The sequence below is a fragment of the Acinetobacter soli genome, assembly GCF_018139125.1.
Classification (GTDB): Bacteria; Pseudomonadota; Gammaproteobacteria; order Pseudomonadales; family Moraxellaceae; genus Acinetobacter; species Acinetobacter soli.
Genome location: NZ_CP073241.1, coordinates 2,823,945 through 2,841,001 on the forward strand (window position 1 = coordinate 2,823,945; position 17,057 = coordinate 2,841,001).

At 41.9% G+C, this 17,057-nt stretch carries 12 protein-coding genes and 2 tRNA genes; 9 read left to right on the top strand and 5 right to left on the bottom strand.

Translation table 11 applies throughout. The features are described 5' to 3' along the window. The first annotated feature begins 36 nt into the window (after positions 1 to 36). Positions 37 to 1,335: an FAD-dependent oxidoreductase gene (locus tag KCV09_RS12985; protein ID WP_104123961.1), complete on the top strand. Its 1,299-nt coding sequence runs from the start codon at positions 37 to 39 to the stop codon at positions 1,333 to 1,335. Positions 1,336 to 1,359: 24 nt separating this feature from the next. Beyond that, positions 1,360 to 2,178: a methyltransferase domain-containing protein gene (locus KCV09_RS12990; RefSeq protein WP_212515242.1), complete on the top strand. Its 819-nt coding sequence runs from the start codon at positions 1,360 to 1,362 to the stop codon at positions 2,176 to 2,178. 46 nt (positions 2,179 to 2,224) lie between these two features. Here KCV09_RS12990 and KCV09_RS12995 read toward each other — a convergent pair. Further along, positions 2,225 to 2,300 (bottom strand) — tRNA-Thr (locus tag KCV09_RS12995). A gap of 181 nt (positions 2,301 to 2,481) precedes the next feature. Between KCV09_RS12995 and KCV09_RS13000 the strand changes: the two genes are divergently transcribed. Then, complete coding sequence (locus KCV09_RS13000; RefSeq protein WP_151815633.1) at positions 2,482 to 4,323, top strand: monovalent cation:proton antiporter-2 (CPA2) family protein; 1,842 nt, start codon at positions 2,482 to 2,484, stop codon at positions 4,321 to 4,323. Between the two features lie 61 nt (positions 4,324 to 4,384). Here KCV09_RS13000 and KCV09_RS13005 read toward each other — a convergent pair whose 3' ends face one another. Beyond that, the gene (locus KCV09_RS13005) at positions 4,385 to 5,038 is read right to left on the bottom strand and encodes a DUF805 domain-containing protein (protein ID WP_151815634.1); all 654 of its coding nucleotides are present in this window, start codon (positions 5,036 to 5,038) and stop codon (positions 4,385 to 4,387) included. A 649-nt stretch (positions 5,039 to 5,687) separates the two neighbouring features. On the opposite strand from KCV09_RS13005, the gene KCV09_RS13010 reads away from it, so the two are divergent. The 4 genes from KCV09_RS13010 (at position 5,688) to KCV09_RS13025 (ending at position 11,977) form a co-directional block, all read left to right on the top strand. After that, positions 5,688 to 6,083 (top strand): NF045616 family extracytoplasmic (lipo)protein, encoded by a 396-nt coding sequence (locus KCV09_RS13010; protein WP_212515243.1) that lies wholly within the window; start codon positions 5,688 to 5,690, stop codon positions 6,081 to 6,083. A 345-nt stretch (positions 6,084 to 6,428) separates the two neighbouring features. Beyond that, positions 6,429 to 9,167, top strand: a complete 2,739-nt coding sequence (locus tag KCV09_RS13015) for a type VI secretion system Vgr family protein (protein ID WP_212515244.1) — start codon at positions 6,429 to 6,431, stop codon at positions 9,165 to 9,167. A gap of 19 nt (positions 9,168 to 9,186) precedes the next feature. Beyond that, on the top strand, positions 9,187 to 10,245 hold the full coding sequence (locus KCV09_RS13020) for a T6SS immunity protein Tli4 family protein (RefSeq protein ID WP_212515245.1): 1,059 nt from the start codon (positions 9,187 to 9,189) through the stop codon (positions 10,243 to 10,245). Position 10,246: 1 nt separating this feature from the next. Then, positions 10,247 to 11,977 (top strand): esterase/lipase family protein, encoded by a 1,731-nt coding sequence (locus KCV09_RS13025; RefSeq protein WP_212515246.1) that lies wholly within the window; start codon positions 10,247 to 10,249, stop codon positions 11,975 to 11,977. Between the two features lie 261 nt (positions 11,978 to 12,238). Here the strand turns inward: KCV09_RS13025 and KCV09_RS13030 are convergent, their stop codons facing one another. Continuing rightward, positions 12,239 to 13,429 (bottom strand): Fic family protein, encoded by a 1,191-nt coding sequence (locus tag KCV09_RS13030; RefSeq protein WP_151814831.1) that lies wholly within the window; start codon positions 13,427 to 13,429, stop codon positions 12,239 to 12,241. Positions 13,430 to 13,669: 240 nt separating this feature from the next. Here KCV09_RS13030 and KCV09_RS13035 point away from each other — a divergent pair, with 240 nt between their 5' ends. Then, positions 13,670 to 14,083, top strand: a complete 414-nt coding sequence (locus KCV09_RS13035; protein ID WP_151978076.1) for a hypothetical protein — start codon at positions 13,670 to 13,672, stop codon at positions 14,081 to 14,083. Between the two features lie 337 nt (positions 14,084 to 14,420). Here the strand turns inward: KCV09_RS13035 and KCV09_RS13040 are convergent. Further along, positions 14,421 to 14,510 (bottom strand) — tRNA-Ser (locus KCV09_RS13040). Positions 14,511 to 14,632: 122 nt separating this feature from the next. Here KCV09_RS13040 and KCV09_RS13045 point away from each other — a divergent pair. After that, complete coding sequence (locus tag KCV09_RS13045; RefSeq protein WP_004934101.1) at positions 14,633 to 16,513, top strand: potassium transporter Kup; 1,881 nt, start codon at positions 14,633 to 14,635, stop codon at positions 16,511 to 16,513. 48 nt (positions 16,514 to 16,561) lie between these two features. On the opposite strand, the gene KCV09_RS13050 is transcribed toward KCV09_RS13045, so the two are convergent. Then, positions 16,562 to 16,978: a hypothetical protein gene (locus KCV09_RS13050; RefSeq protein ID WP_004944895.1), complete on the bottom strand. Its 417-nt coding sequence runs from the start codon at positions 16,976 to 16,978 to the stop codon at positions 16,562 to 16,564. Positions 16,979 to 17,057 lie beyond the last annotated feature (79 nt).

Sequence of the window (17,057 nt, forward strand, 5' to 3'; positions counted from 1 at the left end):
AATCAAAAGAAATATTCTCACGAATGGAACATCATTTTGGATATCGCAATTATAGGTAGCGGCATGGCAGGCCTTGCGACCGCAAGAATTTTAAAAGATGCAGGACATGCAATCACGATATTTGAAGCCCTTCCTGGTCGAGGAATGGATAGCCATAGTATTGAATTTGAGGGTGGAAACATCGATGCACCACTGCGTGTGATGAATCCGTATTTATGGAAAAATACCTTAAGTTTGGCCACGCACCTGGGTATGACCATGTTTCCGGTACGTACCTACATGGCGTGTAGCTGGTTGTTTGAAGACAAAACCGAAACATGGCTGACCACAACGCGTAGCCGCATTGGAAATTTTCCAATCATTAACAACCGTAAGGGCATCAAGCAGTATGGCTGGCGACTGGTCAAAGGCATGTTGCAGCTAAAAACCGCGATTAACCAGTTTTTTAAATCTAAAAATCAAGATATTACCCTTGCCGAGTTTATTAACCAAAACGATATCGAAGAAGTGTTTTGGCACGGCGCCGTGATGCCGGTGCTGTATACCATCTGTACCTGTAACCCAAAAACCATTGGCGACTGGCCTGCAAAACCACTTTTGACCTTTTTACGTCAGTTGACCGATGGTGATGCCTTGCTGCGTATGCAAGGTGGCACGCCGGCATTTGTCGACCGTTTGATTCAAGGTATCGACATCCGTAGTGGCTCTGCGATTGTGAAAGTTGAACAGCAAGGCGAAAAAGTACTGGTCGAAAATGATCAGGGCGAACAGCAGTTTTTTGATCGTGTGGTGGTGGCCACACCAACCGATAAAATTGATGTGTTTTTAAATACTACACAGTTTGCAGACGATTTGGCGCTGTTAAAGCAATTCCGTTTTGAGCAGGGCGATCTGGTGATTCATACCGATAGCACCGTAATGCCGCCAAAGCGTAAGGACTGGTCAGTACTGAGTTACATGATGGACCGCAAGTTTACCCGTCAACAGTTTACTGTATGGATGAACGCCGTCGAGCCAAGTTTGGTGGGTAAATCTCCCGTATTTCAAACGTGGCGCCCGGTTACTCCAATCGATCCGAAAAAAGTGATTTCGTCGGTGAAGCTGACGCGTGCCGTGGTCGATTCGCAAACTGTAGCGCTTAACCAAGAGCTGCAACAGCGCCATAAAGATCCAGAGCGTAAAGTGTTTTACTGTGGTTCGTGGTCGTGTGATGGCTTACCGATTTTAGAATCGGCAGTGACCTCTGCCATGAATATTGCAGAAATTTTTGGTGCACCGCTGCCATTTGTCGGGGTTAAACCTAAAGTAGAAGTGGCACCGCAACTGGGCTATTAAGTCTGATTATTAGGTGAGTAAACCATGAAGCTACCGCACGCCCTGACACGCCGCCTACCGCATAAATATGCCATCAATGCGGCGGCGCTGGGCGATGCGCGCGCACTGGCATGGAGTAATCTAGGGTACTGGAAAGAGACCGCCGATTACCCAACGGCCTGTGCACAACTGGCCGATCAACTGGCCGCTGCGGTCAGCTTAAAGCCGCATGACCGCCTGCTCGATCTGGGCTGTGGTCAGGGTGCCAGCTTACAGCACTGGCTGAGCGTGCATCATGTTCAGCATGTCACGGGCGTGGAACTACAGCCGGCACAGGTAAAGCGGATGCAAAGCCAACTGGCCGCAGTCGATCAGGTATTACAAGGGTCTTTTCTGGCGCTCGATCCGGCTGTTTTTTCGCAGCCCTTCGATGTGGCTTTATGTATCGATGCGGCCTATCACAGCCCTTTGGTGGCATTTTTAACGTCGACCAAACGCATACTTGCCACACACGGACGGCTGGGCTTTCATACCCTGATGCTTTCAGCGCAGTGGTATAAATTATCGATGTGGCAAAAACAGAAATATTATTATTTACTTCGGGCGGCCGATGTCGATTTAAGACAATTACACGACCAGCAGCGCCTTGAGCAAAGCATTGAGCAGCAAGGCTTTAAATTGTTATCACTGCGTGATATCAGTACACCGGTTTTAAACGGATTTGCAGATTACATTACACAGCGGCAGGGTACACCAGATCACACACTCGACCTGCTTAAAATACAGATGACCGCGAAGCTATGTCGATATTTATATGACGATGGCGTGATTCGTTACGTCGAAATTGCCGCAGAAAAGCAATAAGCGAAGAAAATAAAATAGAGAAAGAGAAGAACAACAGAAGGGAAGATGGTGCCGGCACACGGATTCGAACTGTGGACCTACTGATTACAAGTCAGTTGCTCTACCAACTGAGCTATGCCGGCATCTTTGAATAGGCTGAATTTTACAGGAAGCTTAGCAAAGGTCAAGTATTGCGCGGTGTTATCTGCATAAACTGTGTGCAATTGCAGCACATACTGGCCTACATAGAAAAAAATTGTGCTTTTGAATTCATGCATTTCGCCCTATAGTCAAACCAAGAAACATAAAAAAGAGAAAAACAACATGAGCGAGGAAGCGCATTCGATTGGTCTGTTGGCGCCTGTGGTGTTACTGGCGGCGGCCGTTATTGCGGTGCCGATATTTAAACGGCTTGGTCTTGGCTCGGTACTGGGGTATCTGATTGCGGGGTTGGTGATCGGGCCATTTGGGCTGGCGTTTTTTCAAGATCCGGCTTCTATTTTACACATTGCCGAGCTGGGTATTGTGATGTACCTGTTTATTATCGGGCTTGAAATGCAACCTTCGCATTTGTGGGGGCTGCGCCGTCAAATTTTTGGTTTGGGCACTTTACAAATTGTGGTCTGTGCGCTGGCGCTGACCGGCACCGCCATGCTGTTTGGCCTGAAATGGCAAATTGCCTTTATTGCGGCGGCAGGCTTTGTACTGACCTCTACAGCCATTGTGATGCAGCTTCTGGGCGACCGTGGCGATCTGAACCAGCCCAAAGGGCAAAAAATTGTCTCGATTTTGCTGTTTGAAGATTTACTGATTGTACCGCTCCTGGCTTTGGTGGCCTTTATGGCGCCTACGCACGTGATCGAAACCACCAGCTCGCGCCTTGAAAGTATCGGCATTGGGTTACTTGCCATTGCCGGCCTGATTGCCGCAGGCTATTGGCTGCTCAATCCGCTGTTTCGTTTGCTGGCTGCCTCTAAAGCCCGCGAAGTGATGACCGCGGCCGCGCTGCTGGTGGTGCTGGGTGCAGCATTACTGATGCAGGTGAGTGGGCTTTCTATGGCAATGGGGGCATTTTTGGCGGGTGTGTTGCTGTCGGAGTCGACATTTCGACACCAGATTGAAGCCGATATCGAACCCTTTCGGGGAATTTTACTGGGGCTATTTTTTCTGGGTGTGGGCATGTCGCTCGACCTGACCGTTGTAAGGCAGAACTGGCCATTTATTTTGACGGCAGTACTGGCTTTTATGGCGGTAAAAACCCTCATGATTTATATCGTGGCACGCATGACTCGCAGCTCACACCATGAGGCGCTTGATCGTGGGGTATTAATGGCGCAAGGTGGTGAGTTTGCCTTTGTGCTGTTTGCCGCGGCGGCCAGTGCAGAGGTGATTGATGCCAGCACTAAAGCCAATCTGACTGCCATTGTGGTGCTCTCGATGGTATTTACACCGGTACTCGGCATTTTGCTTAAGCGCTTTACCCAAGAGAAAAGCCAGCATTCACTGGATGAGGTTGAGGTGGCTAAAGACCTTTGCGGCAGTGTGCTCTTGATTGGTTTCGGGCGCTTTGGGCAGGTCACCAGTCAGCTTTTACTGGCACGCGGGGTGGATGTAACCATTATCGATACCGATATCGACATGATCAAAAATGCCGAGAGATTTGGTTTTAAAATTTACTATGGCGACGGATCGCGGCTGGATATTTTACAGGCCTCCGGAGCGGCACATGCCGAAGCGATCTTGGTGTGTGTGAATCAGAAAGAGATGACCAATCAAATTGTCGATCTGGTGCAGCATGAGTTTCCGCTGGCCAAGTTGCTGGTTCGATCTTACGACCGTGAGCATTCGCTGTATTTGGTTAAGCAAAATGTCGATTATATTTTACGCGAGACTTTTGAGTCTGCCATTGTGTTTGGCGGGGCCGTGCTGAAAGAGTTGGGCATCGATGAGCGCGAGATTCGGCAGATTACCCGTGAAATTCGTGAGCGCGATGAAGAGCGCTATGAAACCGAAATTGCAGCCGACGATATGTATGCCAGTGTGGGCATGCAGTACACCAATACCCACCCACGGCCTACGGCGCCCTTAATTGCACCCAAGCATTCGGCACAGTTTTTAAATGATACAGAAACCCAAGACGAACCCGACCAAAATGCGCCAAAATAAGCGCAGTGAAGGGAAGTGACGCAACCCGCTCACTTCCTGAATCCCTTGCACCAAACATATTTTACTTTGAGGCTGGGCCATAGCGATTGCTGTGCGTATCGCCTTCTTCAAGGGTAAAGAAAAAGATCACCATCACAATACCCACGATGGGCACCAAATTGATAAGTAATAGCCACCCCGTGCGGTTAATGTCATGCAGGCGGCGCACACTCACCGCAAGTGCAGGTATGAGCATAGTGAGCATAACGCCCCAAAACAGGCTATTTGCCAAGTTAAATACATGGCAACACACCAGCAGGCTTAAGCCGAGCAGGGTATAGCACCCCATAAATGACCAGTACTCGCGGCGGCGGGCACGGCCTTTAAAATCGAAGCTGTGCTTTATGCATTTTAACACCCAGTCTAAGGTGCGGTAGCGGGCTTGTTTTTCTAAATTTTTTTGATGCTGCGCAGCGCGTGTATTGTAGACGTTGGCCTTGGCCAGAGCTGTAGGTGAATGGTCTGTTGGCGCAATAGGTGGCTCGTCGGTGGGTACATCGATAAATACCTCACTTACCTCGCCTTGCGCATTTAATTCAAAAGACACATGCATGCCCGGCATGGGGACAATCCACTCACGCCACACAGCGCCTAAAAATGAATAATGCTTTTGGTCTTCGGTACGAATAATGACGGTATTGGTTTGAACGGAATAATCGAGTATTTTGCCTTTCATCTATTGTTATCCTTATTTTTTATGATGGAATGATTTTTTTGGCGCTAGAGTTTTTTTGGGCAAGCGAACCTATGGAAAAGCATTCCAAATATTAAAAATTAAACGTAAATATGCCGTGATCTAAATTTAAAAAAAGATCATGAGGGTATGGGTGATCTGCGTTTGGATAAGCACAAAGGCAAAACGAGCGGGTGCGATAAACAATGAAATAAACGGACGATGTGAGTCATGTTGACTACTCCTAGATGTAATTAGAAGCTCTACCAACTTACTGCTAAATAATGGTGGTAGAACGAAAAGGGGTTAGCAGACTGGACATCTAGAACCAGCACGCGCGGACGCGTCCCCCTCCCGTTCTACCGCAAAGGGGGACGAGAAGGTTTTTACACATAAGGGTAATGCTCAGAAAAGCAAACTCCGATGCGCTAGATGAACGGTCTGCTAAAACCGACTGGCAATGTAGGCCAGTAGGGGAATGATAATCTGTGGGGAAAAGGGAGTCAATTTGTAGTTGTTTTGTGGGTAAGATGGATGGTTTTAGAAAGTTTAAATCATTGGGAAAGTCAAAACGAATTAACTATTCATTATCTTACTTTCTAATAAGATTTAAAAAATAGTTACAGCAACAACTTACGAAAAAGGTCAGAAAATGAATAAGATCTTCATTTATCTTTTATTTATGCCTACTCTGATTGCATGCAATAAGCAATCAGAAGAATTAAGTACTGAGATCAAAGATACAAACTTATGTATCTATACAAATGAATCGAAAAATGACAATAATGTCAGCTTTTTAGTTGAATTGGCTAAAATTAACTTTAATCAAGATTATAAAGCTGTTTATGAAAAATCTTTTGATAATGTCGATTTGCCAATTGCAGAAAAAAGTTGTGTCTTAGTTCCATTAAGCAAGTTTGAAAAAAATCAGCCGTATGTCATTACTCTTGGTACTATCAATCATACATATAGAGCAAGAATTTGTGTAATAGAAAACGATAATCAGAAAATAATAAAACCTGTGGAAGATGGAAAAGATAGTTGTTGAAGTCTACAAAATTAAATCTTGAAATTAATGAATTTATAAAGGGATATTTTTATTATAAAAATCAAAGATAATCTTCGTGACTTCGATATTTATAAAGATTTAGCTAAAGTATATTGTGAAATAATAATTGTCCTCATAAAATTCTAAAAAAACATCTAGCTAATCAAAAATAAATATATTGATGAGTTTATTAAAAGCGGAATAAATAATTTTTATAAAAATTAAATTGTTAGCTATCAATTTAAAAAATTAATTAACCCGAAACAAAAAGATAAAATATACAAAATTGAGATAGACAGGTGGTTCTGGTAATCTGAATTGATCAATAATAAGGCAAACACAATAATGTTAAATAGTATTTTTGGCATTCTTGATAAGTTGGGTTTCAATCAGCAAAAACGTGCAATCAGTATTCAGTTTTCAAATCAAGAATTAAACCATCACATCATGTTACAGCGTATCGATGGCTATCACGCCATTAACGATGGGCTGTCTGTCGAGCTTATTTGTATTTCAACAAATCCATATCTTTCTTTAAAACAATTTATCGGATGTCAGGCTGCAATCGATCAAGTTACAGATACCGGAAAATTTTTTAGAACAACGGGCATTATTACCGAAGCAAGCCAAGGGCAAAGTGATGGTGCATTAACACTGTATCGGCTACGGCTACAAGATGCGACGAGCTTATGGCATAAACGGCGTAACAGCCGTGTATTTATGAACAAGAGTGTAGTCGAGATTATTGAAATTGTTTTTAAAGAGTGGCAAAGCAAAAGCCCACTCTTTGCCGCAACCCTTAAATTAGACACCAGCCATCTTACCAATAAACAGTACGATATTCGACCTTTTTCGATGCAGTCAAATGAAAGTGACTATACGTATTTAACACGTTTAATGCGTGAAGAAGCAATTAATTGGCTCATCGATGAATCTAATTATCTGGTAATGAGTCAAACTCAAGCGATCGAACCGCAGTACCTTCGCCTAGTCGATCAGAATACTGAATATAGTTGCTTAGAGCCTAGTTCTATTCGTTATCACCGTAGTCATGCCACAGAACAACAAGACAGTATTACCAGCCTCATTGCACAACGCCAATTACAATCAACTGCTATTTACGTACAGCGCTGGCAAGCAGATGCTTTATCTCAAGAAGATGCCAGCGGTTCAGTCTTAAGTAATCATCAACACAGCCAGCAACATGGCAATGAGAGCCTTAGTCTTGAACAGGCATGGAACATTTCCCCAGCATGGATGACCGATTTAAACGGTGAAGATCAAGCCACTGCGTCGGGTAGTCGCCAGCTTGAAAAACTCAATAAACAGCTTCATCTGTATCAGGCATTACAGGCAAAGTCATTTACTGCTTATAGTAGCGTCCGTGATGCTCAGGTTGGATATTGGTTCAGGTTAGTGGATCATCCCGAGTTAGATAAAAATCATGATGAAAGTGATAAAGAGTTTTTGATTGTGAGTAAACATTTTTACAATCAGAATAATTTACCTAAGGATATACAAGATCAAATACAACAACTGCTGAGCTTAAATCATTGGTCAATTTATCAAGATAGTTTTCAAGAAAGACAAGCCAATAAGCTTACGCTGATTCGACGTAATATCGACATTGTGCCTGAGTATGATCCTTTACAACATCGGGCAATCGCTCATGTCCAGCGTGCCAGAGTAGTCGGCAGTGAAGCTGAAGAAATTCATGTCGACGAGTGGGGGCGTATCAAAGTCCGTTTTTTATTTACACGTACTGAAGATCACGAACATGATGGTGGTGCGGGTTCAAATGAAAGTGACACAGATTCGGCATGGGTGGATGTACTTACTCCATGGGCTGGCGAAGGTTACGGGGCTCGCTTCTTACCGCGTGTAGGTGAAATAGTCGTAATCGACTTTTTTGATGGAAATATTGATCGGCCATTCGTAACGGGGCGAATTCATGAAGCTCATCGTTCACCAACTAAGTTTGATATTAAAGGGCAACTTCCAGAGACTAAAAAATTAAGTGGTATTCGCTCAAAAGAAGTCGCTGGGGAAGGTTACAACCAACTTCGCTTCGACGACACAACAGGACAAATCAGTGCGCAGTTACATAGTAGCCATGGGAGTACACAGCTCAATTTAGGTCATTTAAGCCACCCTAAAGACAAGGCTGAGAGTGAAGGGCGTGGAGAAGGGTTCGAGTTAAGAACAGATGATTGGGGCGCTATCCGTGCTTCCAAAGGAATACTTCTCACATCGGAAGCATCTGAGCAGGCACAAGGTGAGCAGCTCACAAGATCCAGTATCGAAGAAAATCTTCATTTTCACACTCAAAGTAACCAATACTTTAAAGAACTTACTCAAGCTCACGAAGTTGATGAGCCTGATTTAGAAGCGCAAAAGTCATTAAAAGAAAAATTTGAATCATGGGCAGACAATAACGATGCACTTGTTGCATTACATAGTGAATCTGCACTGATTTTAGATAGTAAAGAGAGTCTGCAACTGACATCAAAAGATAATATCGAGTTGAGTACACCAAAAAATCTGCAATTTTTTACGGGTAAAAGCTGGATTGCAAAGGCACTCGATAAAATTAGTTTATTTGCCAAACATGCCGGAATCAAAATTAAATCGGGTGAGGGAGATATAGAGGTCGCCGCTCAAAAGGGAAAAATGACTTTATCTTCTAAACAACTAATGCATGTTTACTCACTTAATGATTTTGTTCGAATCGAAAGTGGCAAAGGAATCTTGATTACCGCTGGTGGTGGCTATATCAAAATTCAAAATGGCAATATAGAAATTGCTTGCCCAGGCTTGATGGAACTCAAAGCGGGCCAAATTCAAGCCAAAAGTGGGGCTTCTCTTTCTAGCGAACTACCCGCAATGCCAGAATTAAAATCGCAATACGACGAGCATTTTATTTTGCATTATCCAGATGGCGAGCCTGCAAAGAACCTGAAATATCGGATTACGGCAGAAGATGGTCAAGTTTTTGAAGGGGTATCTGGTGAAGATGGAAAAACTACAGTTTTTACCAAAGATGCAATGACTGCATTAAACATAGAAGTTTTTTCTCCAGAATAAATACGAAGGAAAGTCACGAATGAATGTATTGAAGTGCTTAACACTTTGTTTATTAACAGTAGTTTCTTTTAGTGCGTGTTCAAATGTTGAAAAAGAACAAGAAGGAATTAAAGTGATCGATTATCGTAATCCTAAAAAAGTGTGTTTCGGCCGAATTGAATTAACGGTTCCGAAAGAAACAGAAGTTGAATACAGTAACTTCAACTACAACGGCAGTAATATAGAAGTAGATGAAAGTGTAAAAACATACGAAGCATATCAAAAACTGATTAATGACAAGATCCAGTATTTAAAGCATGAGCCGCATGAAAAAGAAGGCGTTTTACTAAAACAAGAAATACTAGGTCCAGTAAATCAGCTTAATCGTTCTGTTAGTCATATTATTGTCTATAGACCAACAGAGTATACAGTTGAAGGATATGAAATTTATGGGTACCTTTATTTGGGTCCGAGAAGATTAGTTGTACTAAAAAGTGGATCAGATAATAATTTATTAGATGAAGCCATTGAAGATATGAAACAAATATTAAGAAACATAAAAATAAAATCAGCCAAAGGCGAAGATCAAGCGGGGTTATGTTGGAAGGATTTTATTATTGTAGACGATATGAGCAAAAACATTGCATTTGGGGGAGGATATTTACATTTCAAATTCCCTAGTTATTCAAGAGTTAGAGTAGATATCGAACATCGAGTAAGACTTGAATCAGATCGTCCATTAATTGAGATGGTAAAGGAAAATGAGGCGAATGCACCGCTCATTTTTAAAGCAATGATGAGTACAACAAATTTAAGAGAGCAAAAGAAAGAAATTCACGGTTTAGCTGGTGAAGAGATATTCGGCCATGCTCATCGTAGAGGTTTTGTTGAGCGAGGTTTTGAATCGGCGGCTTGGCAGTATATGGGTTCTTTAGAAAATAATAATGATCCTTTTATTCATTATAGCTTGGAAAGTGCTGAACTAGTTCATGATGATGAACCACTAGAGTCTACGATTAGTCAAAAGAAAGTCTTTCAGTTACACGATTTTATTTTAAACAGCATCCAAATTGCGCCCAATAATAAAAAGGAACAATAAGATGGCAAATAAGTCTATTGCTCAATCAGGTTCAGCCACTAGTCCCACTACCAATAAAACTGGAACTTATGTAGAGGTGCCTTTACAGGATACGATTCCGATTATCTTTGTACCTGGAATTATGGGATCAAATATTTTTAATACAGCTTTAAATAAGCCTGTATGGAAGTTGGGTAATGGCGGTGGCATAGTAGGAACTATTTATTCGCAAATGCAAAAAAGTCCCGCTGTGCTGCAAGCTGAGTTAGATCCATTAAACACGAAAGTGGATACGAGTGGACATATAGCAGTTGATCGACGACTAAAGCTGACTGAAAAAACACTGCGGGAACGTTATTGGGGAACTGTACATTGGGACAGTTATGGTGGAATTCTAACTTATTTGCAATTGGTATTAAATAACGTCGATTTAAATGAAAAGCCGATTTATACAACTGGCTTGGGAGGAGGATATGCTGCTGTTCAACAAATGAAACAGCAAGAGTTAGTTTATGAGTGGAAAAGTCTAATGAATAAAACAGAATCCTCAAAATGGTCCCCTCAAGAATCACTTGTACCGATTAATCAACAAGAGATAGAACATCTTAAGAAATTCCATTTTCCTGTGTATGCCATGGGTTATAACTGGTTACAGTCGAGTGAAAATGGTGCAGCGCTTGTTGCTCAAAAATTAGATAAAATAAAGCAAGAGTATGGTACTAGGTTTCATAAATTCATTATCGTAACTCACTCGATGGGAGGGCTTTTGACGCGTAGAGTAGTTCAATTATGTGGTGAAGATGTTGCTGGTGTGGTTCATGGCGTTATGCCCGCAGAAGGAGCGGCAGCAGCCTATCGTCGACTCGTTGCTGGTTCTTCCGAAGGTGGTCTGGTAAGTGCAGTTGCTGCTAATGTGATTGGTAAAAATACAGAGCATGTGACAGCAGTACTTGCAAATGCACCAGGTGGTCTAGAACTATTACCAACCAAAGCTTATAACAGTGGAAAGCCATGGTTATTCTTAAATGGTTCAGGATTAATGAATGGCAAAAACCTGCACACCAATGTTGTTCCTCTTCCGAAAAGTGACCCTTATGAAGAGATTTATAAGGCCGATGGCGTCTGGTGGGAAATGGTTAAAGAAGAGTTGATTGATCCTGCAAAAAAGTTAAATCCAAAAATTTCAGCGAAAACGACCTATAGTATAAAAATTGATTTTGTTAAAAAATTTCATTCTAAGATTACCAATAAATATCATCCTTGCACTTATGTAAATTATGGACATGACTCTAAACATTTAAGTTTTGGAACACTTACATGGACATTAGATCAACCATTACGGGGATTAACTGCTGAACAAATGAAAAGGTTACCAAGAGCGACAGCAAAACAAATAGGTACATATCGTCAAAAAATTGTTCAAGAACAAATGGTCAAAATTAAAGAGGGCAAAGGTACAGATGTGAACAATCGTGACTTAGCACTTGAGAATAATGGTATCCGCTATATCTCGTTAGTAAGTGGTAATCTGGGTATTTTTTCAATCTCCAATCAAGACGCAGCTGGGGATGGTACCGTACCGCATCAGTCTGGTTCTGCTCCACTAAAACAGTCTGGCGTTAAACAGGTATTCAAAATGGCAGGCTTTGATCATCAAGGAAGTTATAACAATGCTCAAGTTAAACGTTCAGTCTTATATTCAATAGTAAAGATTATCAAAGAAAATAATATTCAGCCAAAATTTAGATCGTAATTCGAAAATCTTGTTTTTATATCGTTATAAAAAAAGCCCAATCTCTTCAAGATCAAGCTTTTTCATTACGGTGGCTACTTCGTATATTTTGGCGAGAGAGGAAGCCACAACTATTAATTAATTTATTGTTTTTAATAAATATAAAAATTTAAATATTAAAAAGTACCAACAAAAATACCAACAAGTGAAAAAAGTTAATTGTAAATTACACGTATCGAGTATTTGATTCCTTTTTTCTCAATACGTGTATATGTAACTCGATTACTGGCCTATTAGAATCAATCCATCTTGTTCATGTAGAAATTTAAGTTCAATAAGTTTGTCTATGTCTCTGTAGAAAGTTCGTTCTACTTTTCCATTGTATAGTGCTTGAACTTGAGGGATACGGTATAAATCGGCTTTTGATGAGTTTTGGATATCCTCGCCTGTCATTCTCATTAAATTATGAATGAGATTAAATTGACGATCTGAAATTCGTTTATGAAATTTGGCATCATTCAGAGCGGTTTGGTAAAGCAAGAAATGAATTAAGCTGTTGCTTTGGTCATGTAAGTATTCAATTGTTTCAAACATGCCTTGAAGGGAAAAATTGATAAAACTTTGATTTGGATAGGTCTCTTTTTTATCGGCTTTTTTTCTGCACTCATTGAATAGGGCGAAGTACTCGTGGATATTGGTTTGATAATATTTCCATACAGCAGATGAACTGAATCTATAGCCTGATTGTTCCAGAATGAACATTTCAATCAATCGCCCGGTACGCCCGTTACCATCCCAAAATGGATGAATCAGCTCAAAATAATAATGTGCTAAACATGCTCTAATAATCACTGGCTGATTAATAATATAGGGGCTATTGAGCCATTCAACCCATGCTTGAATGAGATATTCAATATCTTCAATACATTTAGGAGGACGGTAAGTTCCGCCGTGTGTATCATTCCCTACAACTGTTTTCTGAGTAGGTTTATTGTTTCTTAGTTGTCCTGCGGGATTGTGCTGATCAGCTAGATGCTGAGAAACAAGTGTATGTAATTGAAACATGGTTGATAGGTTAAATTCTTGACCATGTGATGGAGAAAGATGTTTTGAGCTAAATTGTTTTACCCATTCGATCGCCTCTTTTAAATTAGTTAAGCGTTTTTCTTCTGTTTTCTGAATAGTTTTAGGGTCTAGCTTTAAAATTTCGGCAGTTTCTTGTTCTGTAAATTGTCCGCCCTCAATGGTGTTTGTACTATAAATACTACTTGCTAATACTTTGTCTTGTACCTGGTCAATAATTAGGGGAAGACTAGGGGTTTTGTTAAAGCGATTCTGTGAGTCATTGACACGGTCGAGCATGGCTTGGATCTGATTAAAATCAAAGCCTAGCTGGAAAGTGAATGAACCTGATTTATAGGTCATTACCCTTAGTGTAGTGTCATCGAGCCACGTTTTGCTTTGTTCTGGCATATTTTAATGAAAAAATGTCAAAGAAAATGTCAAAACATTAATATTATATTTCATGTGTTTAGTCAATTTTTAATGAAAAAAATGTCAAAGAAAATGTCAGGATTTTTTTGATTCTATGTCTTAGGTGAAGTATTAGTTTTAGTTATTATGAACTTAAGAATGTGTAGTTTTTATGTTGAAAAATCGACATGACTACCATGACAGAGGTAAGCATTCTGATGATAAAATTAGGTATAAATAATGAAAGAGTTGTATAGAGAATGGTATCCGTTAGATAAGCATTTGCCTTTTTTAATATATACAGGAATGACGAGTACTCATGCAGGATCCTTAAAGCTATTTTTTAAAGCTCCTCATCAGAGTAGAAATACTCTTCATGAGAAAGCTATGGAAGTTACAGTTGAATTTGAAATTCAACCTGCTTCTTATAGAGTGGGGGATGAAAGTTATAGACAAAGAACATTAGCAATGTTACCTACTCTTGGTGTAACCTCATTCTGGATATCAAATCATTCATATTTCTTGAATGATTTCTATGCTGATGCGGGTGAGTTATATCAAGATATGGAGTTTGAACATTTACTAATTGTGACTGATGATTCGATTTTCGATGTTATTTTAGATGAACGTCCTAAAGTATATATTTCAAACTAAACTGTCTGATTCTACGATTACAGTAAAATAGTAGTGAAACCTTTTAAAGATTAATCAATATCATACTAGCCAATTATTCATCTGCGAGTATTTGGTTTTTTATTCATGGTAATGTTCTGATAGTATGGGCTGCCACCATCAGAATATTTTTATCTTGCTCTGGATCGGCAGTTAGGTTTTTAACCGTTTTCACATCTAGTTTATTTAATTCTCTAGCCATAGTAATGACCTTAATTGTTAGTATGCTACCGTTTTGTGCTGCAGTGTATCAAAGACAAAAAAAGCCCAACCTCTTCAAGATTAAGCTTTTTCATTACGGTGGCTACTTCGTATATTTTGGCGGTGAGAGAGGGATTCGAACCCTCGATACGCGTAAACGTATACACACTTTCCAGGCGTGCTCCTTCAGCCACTCGGACACCTCACCAAGGCGAGCGATAATAGCGAATATTTTGTATTCTGCCAAGTATGAAACAATTGATTTAGAGAAAAACTTAGAACTTAGTGATAATATTGCGAAAAAATACTGTTCCAAATCGAAGATATTATATGCAAAGTTCTGCAAAAAAAGTCGCGCTTCCAGCGATGACTTTAGCCGCCTTAGGGGTAGTGTTTGGGGATATCGGGACCAGTCCCTTGTATGCCTTTGCTCAGACGTTCACCAGTGCGCATGTGAATATCTCTGAAGCGACGGTCTTTGGCATCCTATCTTTAATCTTTTGGTGCATTACGCTCTCCATCAGTTTCAAATACGTCAGCATCGTCATGCGTGCCGACAACAACGGCGAAGGCGGCATTATGTCGCTACTGGCGTTGTTGCTGCGTATCAAACAGCTCGATCCCAACAAAAAAATCTACCTGATTGCGCTGGGCTTTATTGGTGCCTCGCTATTTTTTGGCGATGGTATTATTACGCCTGCCATTTCGGTGCTCTCGGCCATCGAGGGTTTAAGTATTGCCACGCCTGCGTTTGATCAATGGCTTATGCCAATTGGGCTGGGTATTCTTACGGCACTGTTTGTAATTCAGCGCCATGGTACGGCCACCATGGGCAAGTTTTTTGGCCCGATCACCATGCTCTGGTTTATTTCCATTGGCGCACTTGGGCTATGGAGTATTATTCAAACTCCACATATTTTATGGTTTATCAATCCAATCTGGGCGTTTGAGTTTGCCATACATCAGCCGTTTGTGGCTTTTGTGGCCATGGGTTCTGTGGTACTCACCATGACAGGCGGCGAAGCCTTATATGCCGATATGGGCCATTTCGGGCGTATGCCAATTCGTCTGGCGTGGTTTATTGTGGTGTGTCCAAGCCTGATGCTGAACTATGCCGGTCAGGGCGCGCTGTTATTGCGCGATCCGCAAGCGGTATCGAATCCATTTTATTTACTGGTACCCGAGTGGGCGCTTTTTCCCATGATCGGGCTGGCCACTGCGGCCGCCGTCATTGCCTCGCAAGCGGTGATTACCGGTGTATTTTCTATGGTTAATCAGGCCATTCAGCTGCGCTATTTACCGCGTTTAACCGTGATTCATACCTCCGATGTCGAGCAAGGCCAGATCTATGTGCCGTTTATCAACTGGGTGCTGTATATCTCGGTATTTATCCTGATTATCCTGTTTGAAAAAAGCAGTAATTTGGCCAGTGCATACGGGGTAGCAGTCACCATGACCATGCTCTGTGTCACCATTTTGATTGCGGTACTTGCACATGGTGCCTGGGGGTGGCCGTGGTGGAAAGTGGCGCTGTTTGCAATTCCGTTTTTTACCCTCGATGCAATTTTTGTGGCGTCGACCTCGCTTAAGATTCTATCGGGTGGATGGGTGCCGTTTGTGATTGGGGTGGTGGTGTTTACCATCTTGATGACATGGAAACGTGGCCGTGAAATTGTGCATCATCGTTTGGAAACCGATGCCTTACCGATTGGGCTATTTATTAAAAGTATCGGTTTAAGCTCGGAAACTCATTTTGTACCGGGCGATGCAATTTTTCTGACGGGGAATCAGAATATTGTGCCGCATGCCATGTTGCACAACATCAAGCACAACAAGGTATTGCACAACCGCAATATCATGGTGACAGTGTTTACCAAGGATATTCCGTATGTAAGCGATGCCGATCGGATCGAGATTGAAAAAATGGACGATCATTTTTATCGTATTTCGATGAATTACGGCTTTAAAGATCAGCCCAACATTCCGCAAGCGTTACAGCAGGCTTATGAGGCATTGGGTCTCGAATTTGACATGATGCAAATCAGCTTCTTTATTTCTCGTGATCGTCTTATTCATACCGTAGGAGACGGCATGTCGCCTTGGCGTGAAAAGTTGTTTATTTCGATGCAACGTAATACCAGTCCGGTGAGTGATTTTTATCAGATCCCGCCTAACCGTGTGGTCGAAATGGGCAGTCAGATCGAAATCTGAACATAAAAAAACCAAGGCAACTGCCTTGGTTTTTTTATGCCGGTTGGCTTATTCAGCTTGCATTGGCGCAGGCTGCTCAGGCATGGCATTGGCATGTGGAGCCTGTGGCGCTGCTGCACCAGATGGTTGTGCAGTTGCTTCAGGTGCCGGCATCGCTGCGGCTTCGGGTGCTGGCATCGCTGCGTTTGCTGGCGCCTGCATAGGCGCTTCGGCACCACCCGCCATTTCAGGAGCGGGCGCTGGTTGCATCGCTGGTGCGCTAGGCTGAGCACCTGCAATCACTTGCACTTTACCGCTGTTGACCAAATCTGCAATTGAGCCTGGCTGACCATTCACTGTGGTCGATACTTTCACTTGCGATAAGCTTTCAAGCGTTTCGCCTGCTTGTACAGGCGCTTCGGCAAATGCGGTCATGCTAAGCGTACCTGTAATCAACGCGACTGAACACAATAACTGGGCTTTCATATGTAATACCTATTTTTCATCTTATCGTTTACAGGGGTCTACCTTGTCATAATCGTGACGGCTGTTTCAATCAAAGATA

What these genes read in the sequence shown, in the direction of transcription:
- KCV09_RS12990 (WP_212515242.1), top strand. Translation starts at nt 1,360, where the DNA reads ATGAAGCTACCGCACGCCCTGACACGCCGCCTACCGCATAAATATGCC.
- KCV09_RS13000 (WP_151815633.1), top strand. Translation starts at nt 2,482, where the DNA reads ATGAGCGAGGAAGCGCATTCGATTGGTCTGTTGGCGCCTGTGGTGTTA.
- KCV09_RS13005 (WP_151815634.1), bottom strand. Translation starts at nt 5,038, where the DNA reads ATGAAAGGCAAAATACTCGATTATTCCGTTCAAACCAATACCGTCATT.
- KCV09_RS13010 (WP_212515243.1), top strand. Translation starts at nt 5,688, where the DNA reads ATGAATAAGATCTTCATTTATCTTTTATTTATGCCTACTCTGATTGCA.
- KCV09_RS13015 (WP_212515244.1), top strand. Translation starts at nt 6,429, where the DNA reads ATGTTAAATAGTATTTTTGGCATTCTTGATAAGTTGGGTTTCAATCAG.
- KCV09_RS13020 (WP_212515245.1), top strand. Translation starts at nt 9,187, where the DNA reads ATGAATGTATTGAAGTGCTTAACACTTTGTTTATTAACAGTAGTTTCT.
- KCV09_RS13025 (WP_212515246.1), top strand. Translation starts at nt 10,247, where the DNA reads ATGGCAAATAAGTCTATTGCTCAATCAGGTTCAGCCACTAGTCCCACT.
- KCV09_RS13030 (WP_151814831.1), bottom strand. Translation starts at nt 13,429, where the DNA reads ATGCCAGAACAAAGCAAAACGTGGCTCGATGACACTACACTAAGGGTA.
- KCV09_RS13035 (WP_151978076.1), top strand. Translation starts at nt 13,670, where the DNA reads ATGAAAGAGTTGTATAGAGAATGGTATCCGTTAGATAAGCATTTGCCT.
- KCV09_RS13045 (WP_004934101.1), top strand. Translation starts at nt 14,633, where the DNA reads ATGCAAAGTTCTGCAAAAAAAGTCGCGCTTCCAGCGATGACTTTAGCC.
- KCV09_RS13050 (WP_004944895.1), bottom strand. Translation starts at nt 16,978, where the DNA reads ATGAAAGCCCAGTTATTGTGTTCAGTCGCGTTGATTACAGGTACGCTT.